Below are 21,507 nucleotides of genomic sequence, written 5' to 3' on the forward strand. Positions count from 1 at the left end.
CGAGGGGCGCCGGTCAGCTCGACCGACGCCCCTCGCGGACCAGGTTCCAGCGGCTCAGCCGAAGCGGCCGGTGATGTAGTCCTCGGTCTTCTTCACGCTCGGGTTGCTGAAGATCTTCTGGGTGTTGTCGTACTCGATGAGTCGGCCCGGGTCGCCGGTCTTCTCGATGGAGAAGAAGGCGGTCCGGTCCGAGACCCGAGCGGCCTGCTGCATGTTGTGCGTCACGATGATGATCGTGAACTTGTCCTTGAGCTGGAACATCAGGTCCTCGATCGCCAGGGTGGAGATCGGGTCCAGAGCCGAGCAGGGCTCGTCCATCAGCACCACCTGCGGCTCGACCGCGATGGTCCGGGCGATGCAGAGCCGCTGCTGCTGACCGCCGGAGAGGCCGGCGCCGGGCTTGCCCAGCCGGTCCTTGACCTCGTCCCACAGGTTCGCCGAACGCAGCGCCTTCTCGGCCGCGTCCTCCAGGATCGACTTGCGGCGGACGCCGTTGAGCTTCAGCCCGGCCACCACGTTCTCGAAGATGCTCATCGTGGGGAACGGGTTCGGCCGCTGGAAGACCATGCCGATCGTGCGCCGGACCGCGGTGACGTCCACGTCCCGGTGGTAGATGTCCTGGTCGTCGATGGTCAGGCTGCCCTCGACCCGGGCACCCGGCAGCACCTCGTGCATCCGGTTGATCGACCGCAGGAAGGTGGACTTGCCGCAGCCGGACGGGCCGATCAGGGCGGTGACCGTCTTCGGCTCGACGGTCAGGTTGATGTTCTCGATGGCCTTGAAGGCACCGTAGTAGGCGGTGACGTTCGAGGCTTCGATGCGCTTGGCCATGGTGGTACCTCCGGGGTTCATCGGCTGAGCCGGTTACGGCGGGCCAGCAGTTTCGCCGCGATCGTCAGGATGAGCACGAGGGCGACCAGGGTGAGTGCCGCCGTCCACGCCCGTGCCGGCGCGTACCTCGACGCGTCACCGGCCTGCTGGTAGACGAAGAGGGACAGCGACGACTGGTTGTTCTCGAAGGGGTTGGTGTTGATCGCGGCACCGCCGCCGGCGACCAGCAGCACCGGCGCGGTCTCGCCGGCCGCACGGGCGATGGCGAGCATGACGCCGGTGACGATGCCGGGCAGCGCGGTCGGCAGCACCACCCGCAGGATGGTCTTCCACTTGGGCACGCCGAGCGCGTACGCGCCCTCGCGCAGTGGCGCCGGGACGAGGCGGAGCATCTCCTCGGTGGACCGGACGATGGTGGGCAGCATCAGCACGCTCAGCGCGAGCGCGGCCGCGAAGCCGGAGAAGCTCGGCCGGCCGTCGTTGAACCACGGCGACACGATCAGCACCCAGAACGCCAGCACGAAGAGGCCGGAGACGATCGACGGGATGCCCGTCATCACGTCCACGAAGAACCGGATCGCGAAGGCGAACTTGCCCCGGCCGTACTCGACGATGTAGATGGCGCAGAGGATGCCGAGCGGCACGGTGATCAGGGTGGCGATGCCGACCTGTTCCAGCGTGCCGAGGATCGCGTGGTAGGCGCCGCCGTTGGCGTCGCGGGCCCCGATGTTGTTCATCGAGGTCTGGAAGAAGTTGATGTCCAGCCGCTCGGCGCCCTTGCTGACCAGTGTCCAGACCACCGACACGAGCGGCAGCACCGCCAGCACGAACGCGGAGTGGATCAGTGCGCTCCAGGTGCGGTTGCGGGCCGACCGGCGCCCCTCGACGGCGTTGGCCGCCGCGAAGAGCCCGACCAGGTAGAGGACCGCGCCGAGGACGACCACGAGGACCGGGCCGCCGATGTCGGTGCCGTAGACGATCGCGGTGGAGAGCGCCAGGGCCGCCACGGCGATGGCCGGTGCGACGTACCAGGGCAGCCGCCGGGCCCGCAGCGAGGCGGGCTGGGCCGGCGGGCCGGTGCGGTGGGAGGTGACGGTGGTGGTCATGCGGCCGACTCCGTGAACTCCCGGCGGCGGTAGATGATCGCCCGCGCCGTGATGTTGACGATCAGCGTGATGGTGAACAGCACCAGGCCGGAGGCGATCAGCGCGCCACGGCCGGTCTCGTTCGCCTCGCCGAACGCGTTGGCGATGTTGGCGGCGATGGTGTTGCCGCCGTTCTGGATGAGGTTGAACGAGACGCCGAAGGTGATGCCGAGGGTCAGCGCCAGGGCGATGGTCTCACCGAGAGCGCGGCCCAGGCCGAGCATCACCGCGGCGATGATGCCGGGACGGCCGTAGGGCAGCACCGCGGTGCGGAGCATCTCCCAGCGGGTGGCGCCCAGGGCGAGGGCGGCCTCCTCGTTGGCGGTCGGCGTCTGGAGGAACACCTCGCGGGAGAGCGAGGTGATGATCGGCAACACCATGATCGCGAGCACCAGGGCACCCAGCATGATCGACTTACCGAACGGGCCGTCGCCGCCGAAGATCGGGATCCAGCCGAAGTACTCGTTGAGCCAGACCGAGAAGTCCCGGACCGGGTTGATGAAGATGTCCCGCCCCCAGAGGCCGAAGACCACGCTCGGCACGGCGGCGAGCAGGTCGATCAGGAAGCCGAGTGTGGTGCCCAGCCGGCGGGGCGCGTAGTGCGAGAGGTAGAGCGCGATGCCCAGCGCCACCGGCACCGCCATGAGCAGCGCCAGCGCCGAGCTGAGCACGGTGCCGAAGGCGAGCGTGCCGATGCCGAACTTGGGCTGCGCCTCGTTGGGGCTCCAGCCCTCGTAGGACCAGAAGTTCTCGGTGTTGGCGCGCAGGGCCGGCACCGCCTTGGCGATCAGGAAGATCGCGATGGCGGCGATGATGACCAGAACGGCGGTGCCGGCGGCCAGGGTGAGACCGCGGAAGGCCCGCTCGGCGCCGAACTTGCGGGACCGGGGCAGCGCGCCGCCCCCGCCCAGTCCGGTGCCGCCCGGGGAACGGGTGCTGACTGGTGCCTCGGCCACACGCGCCGAGGCACCGGCGGGCCACTCGTGACTCTGCGTCACGCGGGTCCCGCCGGTGCCGGCGTCGGCCGAGCGGTGGGGGGTTTCACCCATCTGCTCGCTCGATTCGATTGCGGAGGTGGTGGGGTCGGGTCAGGACAGGTTCTTGACCGCGGTCTCGACCTTGGTGCGGACGGTCTCCGGCAGCGGGGCGTAGCCCAGCTCGGTCAGCGAGTTCTGGCCCTCGGCGCTGGCGGCGTAGCCCAGCAGACCCTTGACCAGCTTGAGCTTGTCGGCCGCGAGGCCCTTGCTGCAGACGATCTCGTACGTCGCCAGGACGATCGGGTAGGCCCCGGCCTCCTTGGTGTTGTAGTCGATCGACAGCTTGAGGTCGTCGCCCTGGCCGTCGACCTTGGCGCCAGCGATGGTCTTGCCGGCGGCCTCGGCGGTCAGCGCGGCGAACTCGCCGTTGCCGTTGCCGATCTTGGACATCTTCAGGCCGGCGTTCTCAGCGAACGACCACTCCATGTAGCCGATGGAACCGTCGGCGCCCTTGACCGAGCTGGCCACGCCGTCCGAGCCCTTGGCGCCGGTGCCGCCCGGAGCCTTCCAGGCCTTCGCGTTGCCCAGGGTCCAGTCCGCCTCGGCGGTCTTGGAGAGGAACTTGGTGAAGTTGTCGGTGGTGCCCGACTCGTCCGAACGGTGGACGGTCTGGATGGTGGTCGCCGGGAGCTTGGCGTCCGGGTTGTCGGCCTTGATCGCCGCGTCGTCCCACTTGGTGACCTTGCCGGCGAAGATCTTCGCCAGGGTGGCCGGCTTGAGCTGGAGGTTGTCCACGCCGCTGACGTTGTAGGCGACGGCCACCGGGCCGATCACCATCGGCAGGTGAATGGCCTTGCCACCGACGCACTTGGCGTCGGCACCCGGCTGCTCCTCCGGCTTGAGCGCGGAGTCGGAGCCGGCGAAGTCGGCGGTTCCGGCGGTGAACGCCTGGATGCCGGCGCCCGAGCCGGTCGGCTCGTAGTTGATCGTGGTGCCCTGGCACTTCTGCTGGTACGCCTTGATCCATTCGGCCATGGCGTTCTTCTGCGCCGACGAGCCCTGGGCGTTCAGCGTTCCGGTAGCGCAGTCGACCGCGGCGGCCGAGCCCGAAGCGCTGGCGCCGGTGGCGGGCTCGTTGTTGTCCGAGCCGCATGCACTGAGGCCGAGCGTCGCGGCAAGAGCGAGGCAGGCAATAGTGCCGTACCGCTGGAGCTTCACCTGAGGGGTTTCCCTTCGCGTCTGACTTGGCGCCCCGATCCCGGGGCCCGAGGACCGGCACTGACCGGCTGACACGAAAGTTAGAAGTGCCAGGTAGCCGGTTCGCCGGTCGCAAGTGAACGCAGGGTGAACACGTACGGCCCCGGAGGTGACCGCTTGCTGAGGGTGAGTTGTCCGTTAAGTGAACTCGGGTACACCTGTCGGAAGTATGGTGATATTTCCGGTACGGTGTTATCCCGCCGACGCGCGGCCGTTACCCGCCGGTGACCCGGTCGCCGCGGGTCCGGGGGTCAGCCGAGGTGGTAGTTGATGTGCGCGGACCAGCGGGCGAAGCCCAGCCGCTCGTAGAGCGCGACCGCCCCGGTGTTCGACTCGTCCACGTAGAGCATCACCCGGTCCAGCCCGCGCCGGTCCCGCAGGTGCGCCAACCCGGCCGTGGTCAGCGCCCGGCCGAGCCCGCCGCCGTGCGCGGTCGGCTCCACGCCGAGCACGTAGACCTCGCCGATCCGGGCCGACCCCGGGCGCTCGTGCACCTTGGTCCAGTGGAAGCCGAGCAGCCGACCGGTCGCGGTCTCCTCGGCGAGCAGGAAGCCGGCCGGGTCGAACCACGGCTCCGCGAGGCGGACCCGCAGGTCGTCCAAGGTCCACCGACCCTGTTCCGGGTGCTCCGTGAAGGCCCGCGCGTTGAGGGTCAGCCAGGCGTCGTCGTCCGCCCCCGGCCGGAACGCACGCAGCACCACTCCGTCGGGCAACCGCGGCTCGGCCAGCGGGGCGGTCAGCGGCCGGCGCAGCTGCCAGAGCACCCGGGCCCGGGTGAACCCGAGGTCGACCGCGAGCGCGGCGGCGGAGGGGTGGTCGCCGTGTGCCCACGCCCGTAGCGGCCCGGTGGCCGAGGCGAGCACGCCCCGGGCCAACGCCCGCCCGGTGCCCCGTCGCCGGTACGCGGGGTGCACCACCAGTTCCACCCCGATCCCGCCGACCGGGTCGGTGGTGTCCAGGTGCGCGTACCCGGTGAGGGTGTCGTCGTCGCCGCGGGCGATGAGGTGCACGGCGGGTGCGTCCGGGTCGCGCAGGCGGAGCAGGACGTGCTCGTCGAGCGGGTCCGCGCCGTCGGTGTCGCCCGCGGAACGGGCCAGAGCCAGCACGTCGGCGATCTCCGTCGGCGTCAGTCGGTCGGTCCGGGTCACCTGGTCGCTGGTCGGCTCGACGCTGCTCATCCCGTCACCGTAGCCGCCTGCAACGTCGGTCCTTCGTGATCCCCGGCCGCGCTGCGGGCCGGCTCACGTCGGATCGTTGGGCAGTGCCCCCAGCTCGAACCGCTGGGTCAGGTCGGGCAGCATCCGGCGCAGTGCGTCCACGGTGCCCTGCCGTTCCCCACCAGCGTCGTGCAGCAGGACCACCGAGCCCGGTTCGACCTGGGTGACCACCGACGTGGCGATCCTGCTGGCGCCGGGCGTCTCCCAGTCCGACGGGTCGACCGACCAGTGCAGCGAGGTCATCCCGAGCTGCCGCGCCACCGACACCACGGGGTAGGTCCAGGCGCCGCCGGGCTGGCGGTACCAGACGATCGGCGCGTCCGGCACCGCCGCCCGGATCGCCTCGTTGGTGCGCAGCAGGTCGGCTCGGATCACGTCCGGCGACCGGTTGCCCAGCGTGACGTCGTGGTGCCACGAGTGGTTGCACAGGGTGTGTCCGTCGGCCACGATCGCCTGAATCAGGTCGGGATGGTACTGGGCGTTCTCGCCGACCACGCAGAACGTGGCCTTGACGTCGAACTCGCGCAGCGTGGCGAGGACCTGCGGGGTGTAGCGCGGGTCGGGCCCGTCGTCGAAGGTCAGCGCGAGCCGCTGGGTGCCGGTGGTGGAGTGCGCGCCGAAGAACTGGTCGCCCTGGGCGTCCCGCTCCGACCCGTCCTGGCCTGCGACGGTGGGGCCACCGGTGCCGCCGGCGGTCGGAGTCGCGCTCGGTTCGTCGCCGCTGGTCTGATCGGCGTAGTGCGGACCGTCCGCGTTCGCGGTGACCCCGGTGGCCCGCTTGGGCTGATCGGGGATGAGACTGCGGCCCAGCACGTACGCCGAGCCGAGCAGAGCCGTCACCACCAGAACCACGATTCCCGCTGCGCGGGCTGTCGAGTTGATCCGCGTCACGGCTTCCGCCCGGCTGACCGGTCATGCCGGCCTGTCGCCCCCGTGGTCACTGCGCGCACCGTCGCCCCTTCCTCCGACAAACCCGGCAGTCAGAATAGAACTGACGAGATGCGCGAAAAGGGCATATAGGAAATCGTCGTCCGCAGGTGACCCTCAGGTCAGACGGGCAGCGGCGCGTGCTCCGCCTCGGGCAGCGACCGCGACGGCGGAACGACGAACTTGTAACCCACCTGGCGGACGGTGCCGATCATCGACTCGTACTCCGAGCCGAGCTTGGCGCGCAGCCGCCGGACGTGCACGTCCACCGTCCGGGTGCCACCGAAGTAGTCGTACCCCCAGACCTCGCGCAGCAGCTGGTCCCGGGTGAAGACCCGGCCCGGGTGCTGGGCCAGGAACTTCAACAGCTCGAACTCCTTGTAGGTGAGGTCGAGCGGGCGGCCCTTCAGCTTGGCGGCGTAGGTGTCCGGGTCGATGGTCAGCTCGCCCGCCCGGATGGAGCCGCCGGCGCCGGCCGTCGCGTTGCTCAGCCGGCCCACCGCCAGCCGCAGCCGCGCCTCCACCTCGGCCGGGCCGGCCGACGCGAGGATGACGTCGTCGACCCCCCAGTCGGCGTTCAGGGCGATCAGACCGGCCTCGGTCACCACCGCGACCAGCGGCACCCCGAGCCCGGTGGCGTGCAGCATGCGGCAGGTCGCGCGGGCCTCGCTCAGCTCCGACCGGGCGTCCACGAGCACCGCGTCCGGACTGGGACCGGCGACCAGGGTGCGGACGTCGCGCGGCGCGGTGCGGACCGAGTGCGGCAGCAGGTCGAGTGCCGGCAGCACAGCGGACGGTTCCCCTGCGCGTGTCGTCACCAGCAACAGGATCTCCACGATCACCTCCGTCCCGGCGGCGCGTGGCCGCACGCGACCAGACGCACCCGCGGGGAGTGCGCTGAGAAATTGCGTGGTCCCGGCGTCGCTGACGGGCGGGTAACGGGTTGAGCGTAACCGATCGCCTCGGTTGCGCCGTCAGACCATTTCCCGTTTGTCCACCTTGCCCCTGATCGTGGCGCAGGTTTTAACGGCGCTGAAACCCGTGACCACCGCGTCGGGCGGTCGGTCTGGCACGATCGGGGCGTGTTTCCCTCCACCTCGCCTGACGCCGGCCGCGAATCGTGGCCCGACGGGCCCCGTCCGGGCCCCGCCGCCCCGACCCGTGGCCACCCGCCCGCGCCGCGCACCGGGCCACCCGTCGTCGACGGCGAACGCCGTGAACGGGGTGGGCCACGCCGTGCCCGCCGAGCCGGGGAGCCGGCCCGCCGCTCCGAGGACGACACCGACGAGCCGGAGGAGGAGGTCGTACCCCCGGTCGCGGTGCATCGCCCGCTGGCGCTGACCATCGCCGGCTTCGCGGCACTGCTCGGCATCGGCCTGGTGCTCGGTGCGCAGACCTCCGGCCCCGGCCACCGGCTTCCGTTCGCCTTCATCATCTTCGGCGTCCAGTTGCTGTTCGTGCTCGCCTGGACGATGGCCATGCGACCACCCGCGCTGCTGCTGGTCGCTGGGGTGAGCGCCGCGGTCGCCGCAGTCGCCGACATCGCCGCGGTGCAGACCGACATCGCCGGCCTGGCGCCGCTGGGCTACCTGGCCGCCGGCGGGTTCCTCGCCGCGATCCTCGGTCAGTTGGTCCGCCGGGTCGACCGGGTCCGGGTCACCGACTCACTCGGCGCCACGCTGCTCATCGTGGTCGGGGTGGTCGCGTTCGGCACCCTCATCGTGCTCAGCCGGATCCCGGCCGGCACCCAGGCGATCACGGTCTGTCTGACCGCGAGCGGGGTGGCGCTGACCGTCGCCCGGCTCACCGACGCGGTGCTGCCCTGGCCCCGGTTGGCCCCGCAGGTGCCCCGGGGCGCCGCCGGCGTGGTCGGGGGCGCGATGGTCGGCACGCTGGTCAGCGCGCTCCTCGGCAGCTACCTGGTGGCACCCTTCACGCCAACCCGGGCCGCGGTGATCGGCCTGGTCGCGGCGGTCACCGCCGTGCTCTCCGACCTCGCCGTCGGGTACGCGGAGGCGGGCCGGCTGATGGCCGGCGAGCCACCCACCATGTGGGTCGCCCGGCACATGCAGGGACCACTCGGCGGCTTCGCCCTGGCCGCGCCGGCCGCGTACGCCATGTGCATGCTCTTCCTCTGAGCCACGGTTGAGCCCGGAGCCGGTCGGGTACCTACGGGTGCGCCGCGCCGCGGCGCCGGTACGGACGGCCCGTCGCGCCGCGACGGGTGGAGACAGGAGGCAGCGTGGCCCAGGAGTATCCGGCGGACGAGGCCCGGCCCCGCCGGCGCGGTCGTAAGCTGCTCATCGGCCTGGTCGTCCTGCTCCTGGTGGTGGCAGGGCTGCTGGTGGTCGCCGACCGGGTGGCGGTCGGGGTGGCCGAGCGGGCCATCGCCGACCGGGTCAGCCAGGAGGTCACCAAGCAGGGCGCGCAGTCCGCCGAGCCCGACGTGCAGGTCGGCGGGACGCCGTTCCTCACCCAGGTGCTCGACGGTCGCTACCAGCGGATCTCCATCAAGCTGCGGGACGTGCAGGCCTCGGTGGAGGGCGACGCCGTCCGGCTGCCGGTGTTGGACGTGGACGCCCGTAACGTGCGGGCCTCGCTGGACACTCTGCGTACCGGGCAGGGCGACGTCGTGGCGGACACCGTCAACGGCACCGGCACGATCAGCTACGAGAGTCTCGCCGCGTTGCTGGACCGGCCCGGGCTCACTCTCGGCGAGCAGGGCGGCAAGCTCGCCGTCACCGCCCCGGTCGACATCCTCGGCCAGAAGCTCACCGTCAGCGGCACCGCCGACGTCACCGTCGCCGAGAGCGGTGCCGTCGCCCTGCGTTTCAACGATCTGGACGCCGCGGGCCTGCCGAACCTGCCGCTGGCCCGCACCCTGCTGAACAACTACGCCAAGGGCATCTCCGTCGACGTGCCCCTGCCCGACCTGCCGTTCCAGCTTGCCGTTCGGGAGGTCCGGCCGCTGCCCGAGGGGCTGGCGGTCACCGCCGACGCGAAGAACGTGCCCATCAACTCCGCCGGCTGAGCGGCCCGCTGCCGGCCCTCCGGCGATTCCCGGATGCTGGTCGGCCTGGTGGCAGCCCGGTCACTGGCTGGTAGGCTCCCTGGCCATGGGGACCCACCTCACCAAACGGCGCGCGGTCGACCTGTGCCGCGTGGCCACCTGCCTGTGTCGCCCCGTCATCTGACGGCGGGGCTGTTTCCGGCCGCCTGACGGCGGCCACCGGCACGCAGGGTCCTCGTACCCTCCGGTGATCCCACCGAAAGCCCGGCAGCGGCGCCGTCGCACGAACCCGTGATCCCGTCCTTCCGCTGGGTCCCGCGCGTGGTGCGACAGTTCAATCCATCGATCTCGCGCGTTGGCTCACCATCCATCCTCACCAGGGAGTGATTCGATGAGTCGCGACACCGCACTCGTTTCGGCCGAGTGGGCCGAGAAGAACCTCGACGCCCCGGGCGTCGTCTTCGTCGAGGTCGACGAGGACACCTCGGCCTACGACACCGGCCACATCGCCGGCGCGATCAAGATCGACTGGAAGACCGACCTGCAGGACCCGGTCCGCCGGGACTTCATCAACAAGACCCAGTTCGAGGCGCTGCTCTCCGAGCGGGGCATCAGCAACGACGACACCGTCATCCTGTACGGCGGCAACAACAACTGGTTCGCCGCGTACGCCTACTGGTACTTCAAGCTCTACGGCCACCGCGACGTGAAGCTGCTCGACGGCGGCCGCAAGAAGTGGGAGCTGGACGCCCGACCGCTGGTCACCGACACGGTGACCCGTCCGGCGACGCAGTACGTCGCGCAGGAGCCGGACACGTCCATCCGGGCCTTCCGCGACGAGGTCGTCGACGCGATCGGCACCAAGAACCTGGTCGACGTGCGCAGCCCCGACGAGTTCGCCGGCCGGCTGATGGCCCCCGCCCACCTGCCGCAGGAGCAGGCGCAGCGCCCGGGTCACATCCCCACCGCGATCAGCGTCCCGTGGTCCAAGGCGGCCAACGAGGACGGCACCTTCCGGTCCGACGACGAGCTCCGCAGGATCTACGGCGACGCCGGCCTCGACGACAGCAAGGACACCATCGCCTACTGCCGGATCGGTGAGCGCTCCTCGCACACCTGGTTCGTGCTCCAGGAGCTGCTCGGCCACCGCAACGTCAAGAACTACGACGGATCCTGGACCGAGTACGGCTCGCTGATCGGCGTGCCGGTCGCGCTCGGCGACGAGCCCGGGGAGGCCTGATCATGACCGCTCCCACCGCTGCGGGCTGCGCCGCACCGGATCAGGCCGCGCCGTTGCCGGCCAGCCTGGACCTGGAGAAGGAAACCGTGATCACCGGGATCGTCCGCTCCGAAGCGGACGAGGTCGTGCCGGGCGCGTACGTCCGGCTGCTCGACTCGACCGGTGAGTTCACCGCCGAGGTGGTCACCTCGGCGGCCGGCCAGTTCCGGTTCTTCGCCGCGCCGGGTTCCTGGACGCTGCGGGCGCTCTCCCGGCACGGCAACGGCGACACCGCCGTCACCGCCGGCCGGGGCATCAACGAGGTCAGCGTCACCGTCGCCTGACAACCCACCCTCTGATCGACCGGGGCCGGTCACCCACACGGGTGACCGGCCCCGGTCGTCCGGCGGTTGATCACATGCCGGTGGCTTTCGTGCAGGACGAGGCGGGGTCGAGCCCGAAGTCGAGTCGTCAGCAGCGAGCGTAGGCCGCGCTGGGTGCGGGCCGGCCCCCCGTAATCCATCGGCATGCGTCACTATCGTCGGGTGGAAGTCACGCTCAATACGGTTGGTGCGGGTGGAGGCGGCGTGTCCGGTGGAGAGGTCCCGATCGTCGTCTGCGTGAGCGCGGACGTCTCGGTGCGGGAGCGGGTGGTGCGCCAGCTCGACGGGGTCGGCCCGGTGGTGAGCTGCGCCGACCTGACCGAGCTGCGGGCGATGCTGTGCCCGTCGCCGCCGGGCGAGGCGACCGGGGCCGCCGCGCCGGTCCGCCCACCGGCGGCCGAGCAGGGGCCGGTCAGGTGGGGCGAGCTGGTCATCGACCGCGCTGGGCACCTGGCCACCTGGTGCGGCGACCCGCTCCCGCTCACGCGCACCGAGCGGGAGCTGCTCGCCCGGCTGATCGGCCCGCCGCTGGTCGTGTGGAGCTACGAACAGCTCTTCGCCGCGGTCTGGAGCGGCGCGTACCTGGGCGACACGGCGATCCTGCACTCGGCGGTCAAGCGGCTGCGGCACAAGCTGCGCAGGCTGCCGGGCGGCCCGCAGGTGCACACCGTGCGGGGGGTCGGCTACCGCATCGACCCGCCGCCCTCGCCGGCCTGAGCGTCGGGCGGTCGTTCCGCGCGCCCGACGCCGCCGATCGCCTCGGGACTGCGCGTGACACCATGGCCGGGTGAGCGGAGCTGTCCGGACGGGGTGGGCCCCGTCCACCGGTCCCGCCGCGCCGGCACCCGCCCGGCGGTGGCGGCGCTGGCTGCTGGTCGCGACCGCCCTCTGGGCCGTGCTGCTGACGGCGCTCGCCTGGACGTCGGTCCGCGACGACCGGCCGACCGTGCGGGAGCAGCGGTCACTCGACCAGGCCGGTCCGGTGGTCGACCGGGCGGTGGGGGAGCTGGCCCGGGCGTCCGGCGCGGCCGGGCTGCTGGAGCTGGGTCCGGCGCGGATCGAGTCGGGCTGTCGCCTCACCCCGTTCGCCGACGGGGCCACGCTGCGGCGTGAGGTCGGCGTGCTCGCGCCCGCCGGCACGGAGCGGTCCGTGCTGTCCGGGATCGCCGATCGACTGCCCACGAGCTGGCGTGCCGGCGTCGGGCCGGGGCTGGACGGCCCGGAGCTGCGCGCCGACGCCGGGCAGTTCGTCGCCGTCGAGGGCCGGCCGACCGGGGACGGTCGGGTCCGGTTGACCGTCGACACCGGCTGCCGGCCGGCCGGCTCCGGCTACACCCCGGCACCCGCCACCGCCGCGGGCCCGGAGGCCGTGGCCCTCACGGCCGCGCTGCGGGCGCTCGGCCGGCCGGCCGAGGCCGCGCCGGAGCTGGTCACCGCGCCCTGCCCGGGCGGCGTGCTGGCCCGTACCGCGCGGTCCGCCGCCGGTCCCGGCCCGACCGCTTCGACGGGCGGGCTCACCACGCTGGCCGGCGGCACCCCGCTGCTGGACAACCCGCCGGTGTACGCGTACCGCGCGGGCGCGGTCACCGTGCTGGCCGAACTCACGCCGGACGCCGCCCGGCTGGCCGCCACCGTCGGCTGCCCGGGCTGAGCCCGGCGATCCGCCCGGTCAGCGGCCCGGCGCCTCCTCCGGGCCGCGGCTGCGGCCCAGCGCGTCGACCCGGCCCCACCGGCCGGGAATGTCGAGCAACTCGATCCGACCCATGCCCGGTGGCACGGCCGGATCGATGATCAGGTGCTCGCCCTGCGGTTCCAGGCCCAGCATCACCCGCAGCAGCAGCAGCGGTGTGCCCGTCGACCAGGCCTGCGGGCTGCACGCGGTCGGGTACTCCACCGGGTAGTCGGTGAGGTCACGGGCGTACCCGGCGAACGCCTCCGGCAGCCGCCCGTCGAAGTAGCGGGACGCGGCGAGCATCGAGTCGCAGATCCGGCCGGCCTCGTCCCGGTAGCCGTACCGCCACAGCCCCCAGGCGATGATCGAGTTGTCGAACGGCCAGACGGTGCCCACGTGGTAGCCGATCGGGTTGTACCGGCTCTGGTCCTCGGCGAGGGTCCGTACCCCCCAGCCGGAGAACAGCCGCGGCCCGAGCAGGTGCTCGACCACCTTGCCGGCCCGTGACTCGTCGACGATGCCGCTCCAGAGCAGGTGCCCGATGTTCGACGACAACGCGTCGACCTGCTGGCCGTTGGCGTCCAGGGCGAGCGCGTAGTACTCCCGGTCGGCGATCCAGAAGTCGTGGTTGAACCGCTGCTTGAGGGCTACGGCCTCCCGTTCCAACCGGTCGGCGAAGGCCGGGTCGCCCCAGAACCTCCGGGCCATCCGCGCGGCCCGGATCTTCGCGTCGTACGCGTAGCCCTGGAGTTCGCAGGTGGCTCGCGGGAAGTCGGGCAACCGGCCGTCGGCGTACGAGATGGCGTCCGGGGAATCCTTCCAGCACTGGTTCCCCAGGCCGGTCTCCGGGTTGCGGGTCTGGTACCAGAGGTACCCGGTGCCGAGCAGGTCGCCGTAGGTGTCGATCCACTTCAGCGCGGCGCGCACGTTTGGCTCCAGCCGCCGGATCAGCTGGGTGTCGCCGGTCCAACGCTCGTACTCGTCGAGCAGGATGATGAACAGCGGCGTCGAGTCGGCGGACCCGTAGTACGGCGAGTGTGGCTGCTCCTCGAAACCGGCCGTCTCCCCGTACCGCAGCTCGTGCAGGATCTTGCCCGGCTCCTCGTCGCGGAAGTCGTCCACCCGGTGCCCCTGCAATCCGGCCAGCATGAGGATGGTCGGCGGGATCAGCTCGGGGAGGAACGGCAGCACCTGCAACGAGGTGATGATGCTGTCCCGGCCGAACAGGGTCATGAACCAGGGCAGCCCGGCGGCGAGCAGCCGCACGCCCAGGGCGATCGACTCGTAGCGCAGCGCGGCCAGGTCGTTGAGGCTGCGCCGGTACGCCCCGGCCAGCGGCTCGCAGTCGCAGCCGAGCTTCGGGGCGCGGTCGATCAGCTCCTGCTGCTCGGCGCGGATGGCGTCCGCGCTCCGGCTGCCCCCGTACGGCAGGGTGGCCCGGATGTCCTCGCCCCGTGCTCCGTAGACGACGGTGGACACGTGCAGCCGAGTGGTCCACTCGCTGTTGCGGGGGACCCGGATATGGAAGGTCATCCCGCTGGCGTCGACCATTGCCGGCATGCTGGAGGTGATCACCGTCTCCCGGTGGAACGCCTCCCGCCGGTACGTCAGCCGCAGCTCGCGGTCGGCCACCGTGACCGTCGTCCGACCGCGCTTCTGCAGGGCGTTCTTGATCTCGAACAGGTCGGCGAAGTCGGCGCCCATCTCGACCCGGACGGTGAACTCGACCTCCTCACCGGAGTGGTTCAGCAAGGTCAGCTCCTCCTGGAAGCTGCCGACGATCGCCCGGCGGCGCAGCACCGATGCCTTGGCGTCCAGGTAGTGCGTGGGCTCACCGGGGGCCAGGAAGAACCTCGTCCGGTACGACTCGGAGTTGTCCATCGAGAGGGCGTGCAGCCGCTGGCCGTTGAGGGTGAGCACCCAGTTCGACAGGAAGCGGGTGTCGAACGAGAACAGCCCGGTCGGGAAGTCGTAGGACGGCTCGATGTCCCCCGTCCGGTCGCTGACCATGAACGTGTTGCCGTCCAGGATGCTGACGAGATCCCTCACGCCTGCCGCCCGGCCTGCTTCCGAGCCACCTCACGGGGGTCGCGGGTGCCCGGTGGGTCCGGAAAGAACCGCCGGAAGGCCAGGAAGAGCACCACGTTCCCGCTGAACGTGCTCTCGTTGCGCAGCACCGCCGCGACCCCCTGGGCCTCGCCGGTCACCAGCCGGTCGAACAGGGCCACGCTGCTGTACCAGATGGCGTCGGCCGGCCCCCGGTGCCGGCTGACGTGGACCGATCCCGGGCGCATCCGGACCTGCCAGTGCTCGGTCACGTCGTCGGTGGTGAGGTCGATCTGAAGGGTCCCGTCTGCCAGGCCACCGAGGACGTCCGGGGCGCGCGCCGGCAGTGATTCGAAGAACCTCTCCGTCACCTCGGTCACAACCGAATCGTAGGCAGCCGTCCGAGATGTCGGGTCGGTATCCGCACTCCGCCCGGACCGGTCACCGAGCCGCTCCGCTGGTCAGTAGACCAGCGCCTGCGCTCCCTCGGCCAGGGATTCCTCCACGAAGACCGCGGCGCCGGCGATCCGGACGCCGGGCAGCACGTCGTCCGGGCCGATCTCCCGGCGGGCCGCGCACTGGGTGCAGGCGGTCACCCTGCCACCGGTCAGGATGACGTGCAGCAGCTCGGCCAGCGGCGCGGAATGCGGCAACTCGAACTCCTGGGCGCGGCCGGGCAGCGCGAACCAGGTCGACTCGCCGGTCAGCCAGAGCGACACGTCCACCCCGGCCGCGACGGCGGTCGCGGCGACCGTGAACGCCTGCGCGCACCGCTCCGGGGCGTCCGCCCCAGCGGTGGCCTTGACGACGAGAGTGCGGGCCATGGGGCCCAGCATAGGATGGCCGGGATGGTTACCGAGATCGGGTTCGTCAGCCTGCTGGTCGCCGGCCTGGGCGGGCTCGCCGGTGGCCTGGTCTACCTCGCCGTACGCATTTCGAGAGGACGCTGGTGAGCGACGAGAACCCGCTGCAGCCCCCGTGGCTGAACGCGCCGCCGGTCGAGGAGTACCCGTTCGAGGAGAGCCACGACCTGCGGGTCGGGCCGAAGCTGCACCCCGCGCTGGACGGCCTGCTGCCCTACATCGGGCTGTGGCGCGGCCGGGGTAAGGGGGGTTTCCCCACCATCGAGGACTTCGACTACGCGCAGGAGATCCGGATCAGCCACGACGGCCGGCCGTTCCTGCACTACGAGTCGCGGGCCTGGATCCTCGACGAGCAGAGCCAGCCGGTCCGCCCGGCCGGGCGCGAGGTCGGCTGGTGGCGGCCGGTGCTGGTGGACGGTCGGGCCACCGACGAGCTGGAGGCCCTGCTGACCACCCCGAGCGGGGTGATGGAGCTGCACCTCGGCAAGCGCACCGGCACCCAGGTCGAGTTCGCCACCGACGCGGTGGTCCGTACGGCGACCGCCAAGGAGGTCACCGGCGGGCACCGGCTCTTCGGCATCGTCGAGGGTGCGCTGCTCTACGCCCAGGAGATGGCCGCGATGGGGCACCCGCTCAGCCCCCACCTCTCCGCCCGGCTCGTCCGGGTCGGCGGCTGACCCTCAGGACACGGAGAAGCCCAGCAGGGCGTGCAGGGCGGGCGTGCGCGGGCTACGGTCGCGGCGCACCCCGTCCAGCGTGTGCACCTCGGTGATCCCGCGCACGGACGAGCTGAACCAGATGCCGTCGGCCCGGTGCAGCTCGGCCGGGGTGACCATCCGCTCGGCGGCGGTCAGGCCCAGCTCGCCGGCGTGGCGGAGCAGCCAGGCGACGGTCGTGCCGGGCAGGATGCCGGTGGTGGCGGCGGGCACCGTGCAGAGCGTGCCGCCGGTGAGCCACACCACGTTGGCCGTGGGCCCCTCCAGCGCGTACCCGTCGGAAGAGACCCAGAGCACGTCTTCCACCCCGGCCCGGTGGGCCCAGCGGCGGGCGGCGCTGTTGACCGCGTACGACGTGGATTTGATCCCCGCCGGCAGCCAGTCCAGCCCGGTGCGCGCGTCGGCGGGCACCCCCAGCGGCAGGGTGGCCACGCTGATCCCGTTCCGGCGGGCCGCCCGGGACGAGGCCGGCACCGCGGTCAGGGTGGTGTAGACGGTGGGCGGGCCACCGGTCTCCGGCCCGCGGGTGCAGACCAGCCGCAGCGCCCCCTCCACCTGCGCCGGCCACCCCGCGCGCACCGCGTCGAGCAGCTCGATCAGCGCGGCGGTGGGTGGCAGTGGCAGCTCGACGGCGGCGGCCGCGACGGCCAGCCGGGCCAGGTGCTCGTCGCGCAGCCACGGCCGGCCCTGGCGCAGGTGCATGGTCTCGAAGAGGCCGTCGCCGCGGAGCACGCCGAGGTCGTCGCCACGGAGCACGGCCTCGCCGGCCGGGACCGGGCCGCGCCCGAGCACGGCGATCCGCGCGGTCGGATCGGCCGCGACCTTTCCGACGGACGACATCACCATGACCGTCGAGCCTAGCGGCGGTCCGTCGGCGTGCGGGGTCGGCATGGTTGCCGAACTATGATCGGACCGTGTCCGAATCCTCCCTCGCGGAAATGCTCCGGGCCCGTGGGCTGCGGCTGACGGCCCAGCGGCAGCTCGTCCTCCAGGCGGTGCTCGATCTGGGCCACGCCACCCCGGAGCAGGTGCACACCGCGGTCCGGGAGGTCGCCGCCGGCGTCAACATCACCACCATCTACCGCACGCTGGAGCTGCTGGAACGGCTCGGCCTGGTGACCCACACCCATCTCTCGCACGGCTCGCCGACCTACCACGCGGCCGGTGAGCACCAACACGTCCACCTGGTCTGCCGGGAGTGCGGCGCGATCGACGAGATCGATCCGGAGCTGCTCCGCCCGCTCGCCGACCAGTTGGCCGTGCAGCGGGGGTTCCGGGTGGACATCGGGCACGTTTCGCTCTTCGGCGTCTGTGAACGCTGCGAGAACGGGGACCAGAAATGATCGACATCGCGGGAGCGGTGGCCGTCGAGAGCATCGACGAGGCCAGCCGTGACCAGCCGGAGCCGGCGCACGCCGCCGCCGGCGTACGGGGGGTGGCCGCGCACTACGGCGACCCGCTGCGCGAGCAGCGCACCCTGGACACCGAGGTCGGCCTCGTCGACCGGTCGCACCGGGGGGTCATCGCGGTGCCCGGGGAGGAGCGGGCCGGTTGGCTGCACACGATCACCTCGCAGCACCTGGCCACGCTGGCCGCCGGTGAGGGCACCGAACTGCTGGTGCTCTCCCCGCACGGGCACGTGGAGCAGCACGCCCTGGTCGCCGAGGACGGCGAGACCACCTGGCTGGACACCGAGCCGGGCGCGACCGCCGGGCTGCTGGCGTACCTGGAGAAGATGCGGTTCTTCAGCAAGGTCGAGCCGCGTGACGCCACCACCGAGCGGGCGCTGCTGTCGCTGGTCGGGCCGGCGGCGCCGGAGGCGCTGGGCACGCTCGGCGTGACCGGGCTGGCCGCACCGGACCTGGTCGCGGTGCCCGGTCCGAAGTTCGCCGCCGGCGCCGTGCCGCCCCGGGCGACCGTGCGGTACGACGTACGACCGCTGCCGGTCGGCGGCTGGGCGCGGCGCGGCCCGCTCGGGGTGGATCTGCTGGTGCCCCGGTCGGCGATGGATCAGGTGGTGGCGGAGTTGCGCGGCGCGGGCGTGCCGGTCGCGGGGCTCTGGGCGTACGAGGCGATCCGGGTGGCCGCCCGGCGCCCCCGGGTGGGGGTGGACACCGACCACCGGACCATCCCGGCGGAGGTGGACCTGATCGGCCCGGCGGTGCACCTGGACAAGGGCTGCTACCGGGGGCAGGAGACGGTGGCCCGGGTGCACAACATGGGCCGCCCGCCGCGCCGCCTGGTGCTCCTGCACCTGGACGGGGTGACCACCGACCAGCCACCGACCGCCGGCACGCCGGTGACCCTCGACGGCCGGGCCGTGGGCTTCGTCGGCACCGCCGTGCTGCACCACGAGCTGGGCCAGGTCGCTCTCGCGGTGCTGAAGCGGAACGTCCCGGAGGACGCCACGCTGCTGATCGGCGAGACCGCGGCGGCGATCGACCCGGCCTGACCGGGCGGTCTAGGATCGCCGGCATGACGACAGGGACGTTGATCACGGTGGCCCCAACCGGGGCGGAGTCGGCCAAGGCGGAGGTGCCGGCGCTGCCGGTGACCCTTGACGAGTTGCTGCGTACCGCCAAGGAGTGCGAGGCGCTCGGTGCCGCCGTGATCCACGTCCACATCCGTGACGACGCGGCACGGCCGACCCTCGACCCGGTACGACTGCGGGAGACGGTGGTGGCGCTGCGGGAGAGCACCGACCTGATCGTGCAGCTCTCCTCCGGCGGTGCGGTGACCGACCCGGAAGCCTCCCGGCTCGCCGTGCTCGACGCCCAACCGGACATGGCCTCCTGCACCATGGGCACGGTCAACTTCGGCGACGACGTCTTCCTCAACCGCTGGGAGTTCATCGTCGACCTGCACACGCGGATGCAGGAACGCGGGATCGTGCCGGAGTACGAGATCTTCGACCTCGGTCACCTGTCCGCGTTGCAGCGGCTGCTCGGCAAGTACGGCCTGCCGGCCGGTGGGCACGTGCACGTCGACTTCGTGATGGGTGTGCCGGGCGGCATGCCGGGCACCACCGAGACGCTGGTGGCGGCGCACCGCATGCTGCGGGACCTGCCCGAGGGCAGCACCTTCTCGGCCACCGGCATCGGCCGCAGCACCATTCCGGTGATGCTGGCCTCGCTGTCCACCGGCGGGCACCTGCGGGTCGGCATGGAGGACACCGTGACGTACGCCAAGGGCCGCCCGGTGGAGTCCAACATGCAGCTGGTCGCCCGCGCGGTCGGCTTCGCCCAGCTCGCCCAGCGTCCGCCGCTGACCACCACCGAGGCCCGCGGGCTGCTGGGCCTGTAAGGCCGGGTCTGTCCGGCGCCCCTGTCACCCGGGCGGTGGACGTCCTGGTCACCCCGCCGTCGGGCCACCTCGAACCGTCGGTACCGTCCAGCACGTGGGAAAGACGTACGAGGGCGGCGCGCCGCTCGCCGAGGTGGTCCGGTCCGGGTTCGTCGAGGGTGCACACCGCGGCTCGGTGGTGGTGCTGGACGCCGCCGGTGTGCCGGTGGCCACCGCCGGGGACGTGACCTCACCGATCTTTCCCCGCTCGGCCAGCAAGCCGATGCAGGCGATCGGGATGCTCCGCGCCGGCCTGCCGCTGACCGATCCGGCCGACCTGGCGCTGGTGTCGGCCAGCCACGCGGGTGAGGAGTTCCACCTCGCTCGGGTCGGCGCGTTGCTGGACCGGGCCGGGCTGGACGCCTCGGCCCTGCACTGCCCGCCCGACCTGCCGGTGGGCGCGGCGGCCCGCGAGGCCGTGCTGCGCGCCGGGGGCGGCCCGACCCGGGTGCAGATGAACTGCTCCGGCAAGCACAGCGGCATGCTGCTGACCTGCGAGGCGGCCGGGTGGCCGCTGGACGGCTACTGGCGGCCGGAGCACCCGTTGCAGCAGCGGCTGCGGGCGGCCATCGAGGAGTTCACCGGCGAGCAGGTTGCGGCGGTGGGTGTGGACGGCTGCGGCGCCCCGGTGCTCGCGGTGTCGCTGACCGGCCTGGCCGGGGCGTACCTCCGGCTCGTCGACGCCGAGCCCGGCTCGGTGCCCCGCGCGGTGGCCGATGCCATGCGCGCCCACCCGGAGATCGTCGGCGGGACGCGGGCCGACGACACCCGGCTGATGCGCGGCGTACCGGGCCTGCTGGCCAAGGTCGGCGCCGAGGGCGTGATCGCAGTGGGGCTGCCGGGCGTCGGCGCCGTCGCGCTGAAGATCGACGATGGCGCGGACCGGGCCCGGATGCCGGTGCTGGTCTCCGCACTGCGCCGGCTCGGCGTGGACGCCCCGGTGCTGGCCGAGTACGCCGAGACGCCGCTCTTCGGCGGCGGCGTCCCGGTCGGCGCGGTCCGCCCGCTCTGGTGACCGCTGGGCCGCTCAGCCCAGGAAGTCGAGCAGAGCGGCGTTGACCGGCTCGGGGCGCTCCAGCGGCAGCAGGTGCGCCGCGTCCGGCACGTCGGGCAGGCGTACCGCGCCGGGCACCTCGGCGGCGATCCGGTCGGCGAGGCGGCGGATGTCCGGCACGTCGGCGGCACCCGCGGTCACCAGGACGGGCACCCGCAGCTCGCCGAGACGGCCGATCGCCGGTGGCGTCAGCTCGCCGACCTCCACCGCCCCGAGCGCCAACTCGGCGGCGAGCGCGCGCTGGTCCATCTCCTGCGCGAACGCGATCAGCCCGGGGTCGACGTCGGCCGGCTGGCGACCCGGGCCGACCACCCAGAACCGCACCTCGCCGGCCGCCCCGGCGACGAAGTCGTCGGGGTCGACCTCGCCGACCAGGCCGTCCCACAGGTCGTTGGCCTCATCGGACCACTCGTTTCCGGAGACCGCCGTGTCGAACAGCGCGAGCGCGCTCACCCGGTCCGGGTGGGCCAGCGCGGTGTCGATGGCGACCGCCCCGCCGAAGGAGCAGCCCACCAGGGCGGCTCGGGGCAGGTCGAGCGCGTCCAGCAGGCCGGCCACGTCATCGTGGTGCGCGAACGGCGTCGGAGGCAGCTCGGAGTCGCCGTAGCCGCGCAGGTCGGGGACGATCACCCGGTGCCGGGCGGCGAGCGCGGGCAGCTGGCCCCGCCACATCCGCCGGTCGGCGATGCCGGCGTGCAGCAGCACGACGGGCGAACCGTCGCCGGCCTCGTCGTACGCGATGACTGCTCCATTGACTGCGATCTTGTGCACGAGCGGACGGTACGGATCACGCGAGCGGCACGCAAATGGGATGCTGAGACCTTGCTAACTCTGGCTAGCGTTTTGCT

The 21,507-nt window shown here is 72.3% G+C and carries 25 protein-coding genes; 13 read left to right on the forward strand and 12 right to left on the reverse strand.

Annotated elements, in window-relative coordinates; genetic code table 11:
• Positions 1-54: 54 nt before the first annotated feature.
• From pstB to AB0K07_RS24515, 7 genes are all read right to left on the reverse strand, one after another.
• Positions 55-831 (reverse strand): phosphate ABC transporter ATP-binding protein PstB, encoded by a 777-nt coding sequence (pstB, locus tag AB0K07_RS24485; RefSeq protein ID WP_363757886.1) that lies wholly within the window; start codon positions 829-831, stop codon positions 55-57.
• A gap of 17 nt (positions 832-848) precedes the next feature.
• A complete protein-coding gene (pstA, locus tag AB0K07_RS24490) occupies positions 849-1,937 on the reverse strand; it encodes a phosphate ABC transporter permease PstA (protein WP_363757888.1) in 1,089 nt (362 codons plus the stop codon).
• Positions 1,934-3,025, reverse strand: coding sequence for a phosphate ABC transporter permease subunit PstC (gene pstC / locus AB0K07_RS24495; protein ID WP_363757890.1), 1,092 nt, complete (start codon positions 3,023-3,025; stop codon positions 1,934-1,936). Before pstC ends, pstA begins: the two co-directional genes overlap by 4 nt.
• A gap of 39 nt (positions 3,026-3,064) precedes the next feature.
• Positions 3,065-4,171, reverse strand: a complete 1,107-nt coding sequence (gene pstS / locus AB0K07_RS24500) for a phosphate ABC transporter substrate-binding protein PstS (RefSeq protein ID WP_363757892.1) — start codon at positions 4,169-4,171, stop codon at positions 3,065-3,067.
• Positions 4,172-4,461: 290 nt separating this feature from the next.
• On the reverse strand, positions 4,462-5,388 hold the full coding sequence (mshD, locus tag AB0K07_RS24505) for a mycothiol synthase (RefSeq protein ID WP_363757894.1): 927 nt from the start codon (positions 5,386-5,388) through the stop codon (positions 4,462-4,464).
• 63 nt (positions 5,389-5,451) lie between these two features.
• A complete protein-coding gene (locus AB0K07_RS24510; RefSeq protein ID WP_363757896.1) occupies positions 5,452-6,318 on the reverse strand; it encodes a polysaccharide deacetylase family protein in 867 nt (288 codons plus the stop codon).
• 158 nt (positions 6,319-6,476) lie between these two features.
• The gene (locus AB0K07_RS24515) at positions 6,477-7,196 is read right to left on the reverse strand and encodes a response regulator transcription factor (protein WP_363757981.1); all 720 of its coding nucleotides are present in this window, start codon (positions 7,194-7,196) and stop codon (positions 6,477-6,479) included.
• A 240-nt stretch (positions 7,197-7,436) separates the two neighbouring features.
• Here AB0K07_RS24515 and AB0K07_RS24520 point away from each other — a divergent pair, with 240 nt between their 5' ends.
• The 7 genes from AB0K07_RS24520 to AB0K07_RS24550 all read left to right on the forward strand — a co-directional run bounded on the left by AB0K07_RS24520 (position 7,437) and on the right by AB0K07_RS24550 (position 12,617).
• Positions 7,437-8,492, forward strand: a complete 1,056-nt coding sequence (locus AB0K07_RS24520; protein WP_363757898.1) for a hypothetical protein — start codon at positions 7,437-7,439, stop codon at positions 8,490-8,492.
• A gap of 104 nt (positions 8,493-8,596) precedes the next feature.
• Positions 8,597-9,385 (forward strand): DUF2993 domain-containing protein, encoded by a 789-nt coding sequence (locus AB0K07_RS24525; protein ID WP_363757900.1) that lies wholly within the window; start codon positions 8,597-8,599, stop codon positions 9,383-9,385.
• 85 nt (positions 9,386-9,470) lie between these two features.
• Entirely contained in the window at positions 9,471-9,548 is a 78-nt protein-coding gene (locus tag AB0K07_RS24530; RefSeq protein ID WP_310503780.1) for an Ms5788A family Cys-rich leader peptide, read from the forward strand.
• A 207-nt stretch (positions 9,549-9,755) separates the two neighbouring features.
• Positions 9,756-10,604, forward strand: coding sequence for a sulfurtransferase (locus AB0K07_RS24535; RefSeq protein WP_363757901.1), 849 nt, complete (start codon positions 9,756-9,758; stop codon positions 10,602-10,604).
• Positions 10,605-10,606: 2 nt separating this feature from the next.
• Complete coding sequence (locus AB0K07_RS24540; protein ID WP_363757903.1) at positions 10,607-10,927, forward strand: DUF1416 domain-containing protein; 321 nt, start codon at positions 10,607-10,609, stop codon at positions 10,925-10,927.
• A gap of 243 nt (positions 10,928-11,170) precedes the next feature.
• The gene (locus tag AB0K07_RS24545) at positions 11,171-11,683 is read left to right on the forward strand and encodes a winged helix-turn-helix domain-containing protein (RefSeq protein ID WP_363757905.1); all 513 of its coding nucleotides are present in this window, start codon (positions 11,171-11,173) and stop codon (positions 11,681-11,683) included.
• 70 nt (positions 11,684-11,753) lie between these two features.
• Positions 11,754-12,617, forward strand: a complete 864-nt coding sequence (locus AB0K07_RS24550; RefSeq protein ID WP_363757907.1) for a hypothetical protein — start codon at positions 11,754-11,756, stop codon at positions 12,615-12,617.
• An 18-nt stretch (positions 12,618-12,635) separates the two neighbouring features.
• Here the strand turns inward: AB0K07_RS24550 and AB0K07_RS24555 are convergent, their stop codons facing one another.
• From AB0K07_RS24555 to AB0K07_RS24565, 3 genes are all read right to left on the reverse strand, one after another.
• Entirely contained in the window at positions 12,636-14,687 is a 2,052-nt protein-coding gene (locus AB0K07_RS24555) for a glycogen debranching N-terminal domain-containing protein (RefSeq protein WP_363757909.1), read from the reverse strand.
• Entirely contained in the window at positions 14,684-15,064 is a 381-nt protein-coding gene (locus AB0K07_RS24560; protein ID WP_363757911.1) for an SCP2 sterol-binding domain-containing protein, read from the reverse strand. Before AB0K07_RS24560 ends, AB0K07_RS24555 begins: the two co-directional genes overlap by 4 nt.
• A gap of 81 nt (positions 15,065-15,145) precedes the next feature.
• The gene (locus AB0K07_RS24565; protein ID WP_363757913.1) at positions 15,146-15,520 is read right to left on the reverse strand and encodes a DsrE family protein; all 375 of its coding nucleotides are present in this window, start codon (positions 15,518-15,520) and stop codon (positions 15,146-15,148) included.
• 12 nt (positions 15,521-15,532) lie between these two features.
• On the opposite strand from AB0K07_RS24565, the gene mtfM reads away from it, so the two are divergent.
• Both mtfM and AB0K07_RS24575 read left to right on the forward strand, forming a co-directional pair.
• Positions 15,533-15,637, forward strand: coding sequence for a small membrane protein MtfM (gene mtfM / locus AB0K07_RS24570; RefSeq protein WP_030327764.1), 105 nt, complete (start codon positions 15,533-15,535; stop codon positions 15,635-15,637).
• On the forward strand, positions 15,634-16,224 hold the full coding sequence (locus AB0K07_RS24575) for an FABP family protein (protein WP_363757915.1): 591 nt from the start codon (positions 15,634-15,636) through the stop codon (positions 16,222-16,224). Before mtfM ends, AB0K07_RS24575 begins: the two co-directional genes overlap by 4 nt.
• A gap of 3 nt (positions 16,225-16,227) precedes the next feature.
• Here the strand turns inward: AB0K07_RS24575 and AB0K07_RS24580 are convergent, their stop codons facing one another.
• Entirely contained in the window at positions 16,228-17,109 is an 882-nt protein-coding gene (locus tag AB0K07_RS24580; RefSeq protein WP_363757916.1) for an aminotransferase class IV, read from the reverse strand.
• A gap of 68 nt (positions 17,110-17,177) precedes the next feature.
• On the opposite strand from AB0K07_RS24580, the gene AB0K07_RS24585 reads away from it, so the two are divergent.
• The 4 genes from AB0K07_RS24585 (at position 17,178) to AB0K07_RS24600 (ending at position 20,620) form a co-directional block, all read left to right on the forward strand.
• Positions 17,178-17,606, forward strand: coding sequence for a Fur family transcriptional regulator (locus AB0K07_RS24585; protein ID WP_363757918.1), 429 nt, complete (start codon positions 17,178-17,180; stop codon positions 17,604-17,606).
• On the forward strand, positions 17,603-18,715 hold the full coding sequence (locus tag AB0K07_RS24590) for a folate-binding protein (RefSeq protein WP_363757920.1): 1,113 nt from the start codon (positions 17,603-17,605) through the stop codon (positions 18,713-18,715). The genes AB0K07_RS24585 and AB0K07_RS24590 overlap by 4 nt, the downstream gene beginning before the upstream one ends.
• Positions 18,716-18,738: 23 nt before the next feature.
• On the forward strand, positions 18,739-19,566 hold the full coding sequence (locus tag AB0K07_RS24595; protein ID WP_363757922.1) for a 3-keto-5-aminohexanoate cleavage protein: 828 nt from the start codon (positions 18,739-18,741) through the stop codon (positions 19,564-19,566).
• Positions 19,567-19,660: 94 nt separating this feature from the next.
• Complete coding sequence (locus AB0K07_RS24600; RefSeq protein ID WP_363757924.1) at positions 19,661-20,620, forward strand: asparaginase; 960 nt, start codon at positions 19,661-19,663, stop codon at positions 20,618-20,620.
• A gap of 12 nt (positions 20,621-20,632) precedes the next feature.
• Here the strand turns inward: AB0K07_RS24600 and AB0K07_RS24605 are convergent, their stop codons facing one another.
• Positions 20,633-21,430, reverse strand: a complete 798-nt coding sequence (locus AB0K07_RS24605; RefSeq protein ID WP_363757926.1) for an alpha/beta hydrolase — start codon at positions 21,428-21,430, stop codon at positions 20,633-20,635.
• Positions 21,431-21,507 lie beyond the last annotated feature (77 nt).

Source organism: Micromonospora sp. NPDC049301 (assembly GCF_040678715.1).
Lineage (GTDB): Bacteria > Actinomycetota > Actinomycetes > Mycobacteriales > Micromonosporaceae > Micromonospora.

What these genes read in the sequence shown, in the direction of transcription:
- pstB (WP_363757886.1), bottom strand. Translation starts at nt 831, where the DNA reads ATGGCCAAGCGCATCGAAGCCTCGAACGTCACCGCCTACTACGGTGCC.
- pstA (WP_363757888.1), bottom strand. Translation starts at nt 1,937, where the DNA reads ATGACCACCACCGTCACCTCCCACCGCACCGGCCCGCCGGCCCAGCCC.
- pstC (WP_363757890.1), bottom strand. Translation starts at nt 3,025, where the DNA reads ATGGGTGAAACCCCCCACCGCTCGGCCGACGCCGGCACCGGCGGGACC.
- mshD (WP_363757894.1), bottom strand. Translation starts at nt 5,388, where the DNA reads ATGAGCAGCGTCGAGCCGACCAGCGACCAGGTGACCCGGACCGACCGA.
- AB0K07_RS24530 (WP_310503780.1), top strand. Translation starts at nt 9,471, where the DNA reads ATGGGGACCCACCTCACCAAACGGCGCGCGGTCGACCTGTGCCGCGTG.
- AB0K07_RS24535 (WP_363757901.1), top strand. Translation starts at nt 9,756, where the DNA reads ATGAGTCGCGACACCGCACTCGTTTCGGCCGAGTGGGCCGAGAAGAAC.
- AB0K07_RS24540 (WP_363757903.1), top strand. Translation starts at nt 10,607, where the DNA reads ATGACCGCTCCCACCGCTGCGGGCTGCGCCGCACCGGATCAGGCCGCG.
- AB0K07_RS24565 (WP_363757913.1), bottom strand. Translation starts at nt 15,520, where the DNA reads ATGCTGGGCCCCATGGCCCGCACTCTCGTCGTCAAGGCCACCGCTGGG.
- mtfM (WP_030327764.1), top strand. Translation starts at nt 15,533, where the DNA reads ATGGTTACCGAGATCGGGTTCGTCAGCCTGCTGGTCGCCGGCCTGGGC.
- AB0K07_RS24580 (WP_363757916.1), bottom strand. Translation starts at nt 17,109, where the DNA reads ATGGTGATGTCGTCCGTCGGAAAGGTCGCGGCCGATCCGACCGCGCGG.
- AB0K07_RS24590 (WP_363757920.1), top strand. Translation starts at nt 17,603, where the DNA reads ATGATCGACATCGCGGGAGCGGTGGCCGTCGAGAGCATCGACGAGGCC.
- AB0K07_RS24595 (WP_363757922.1), top strand. Translation starts at nt 18,739, where the DNA reads ATGACGACAGGGACGTTGATCACGGTGGCCCCAACCGGGGCGGAGTCG.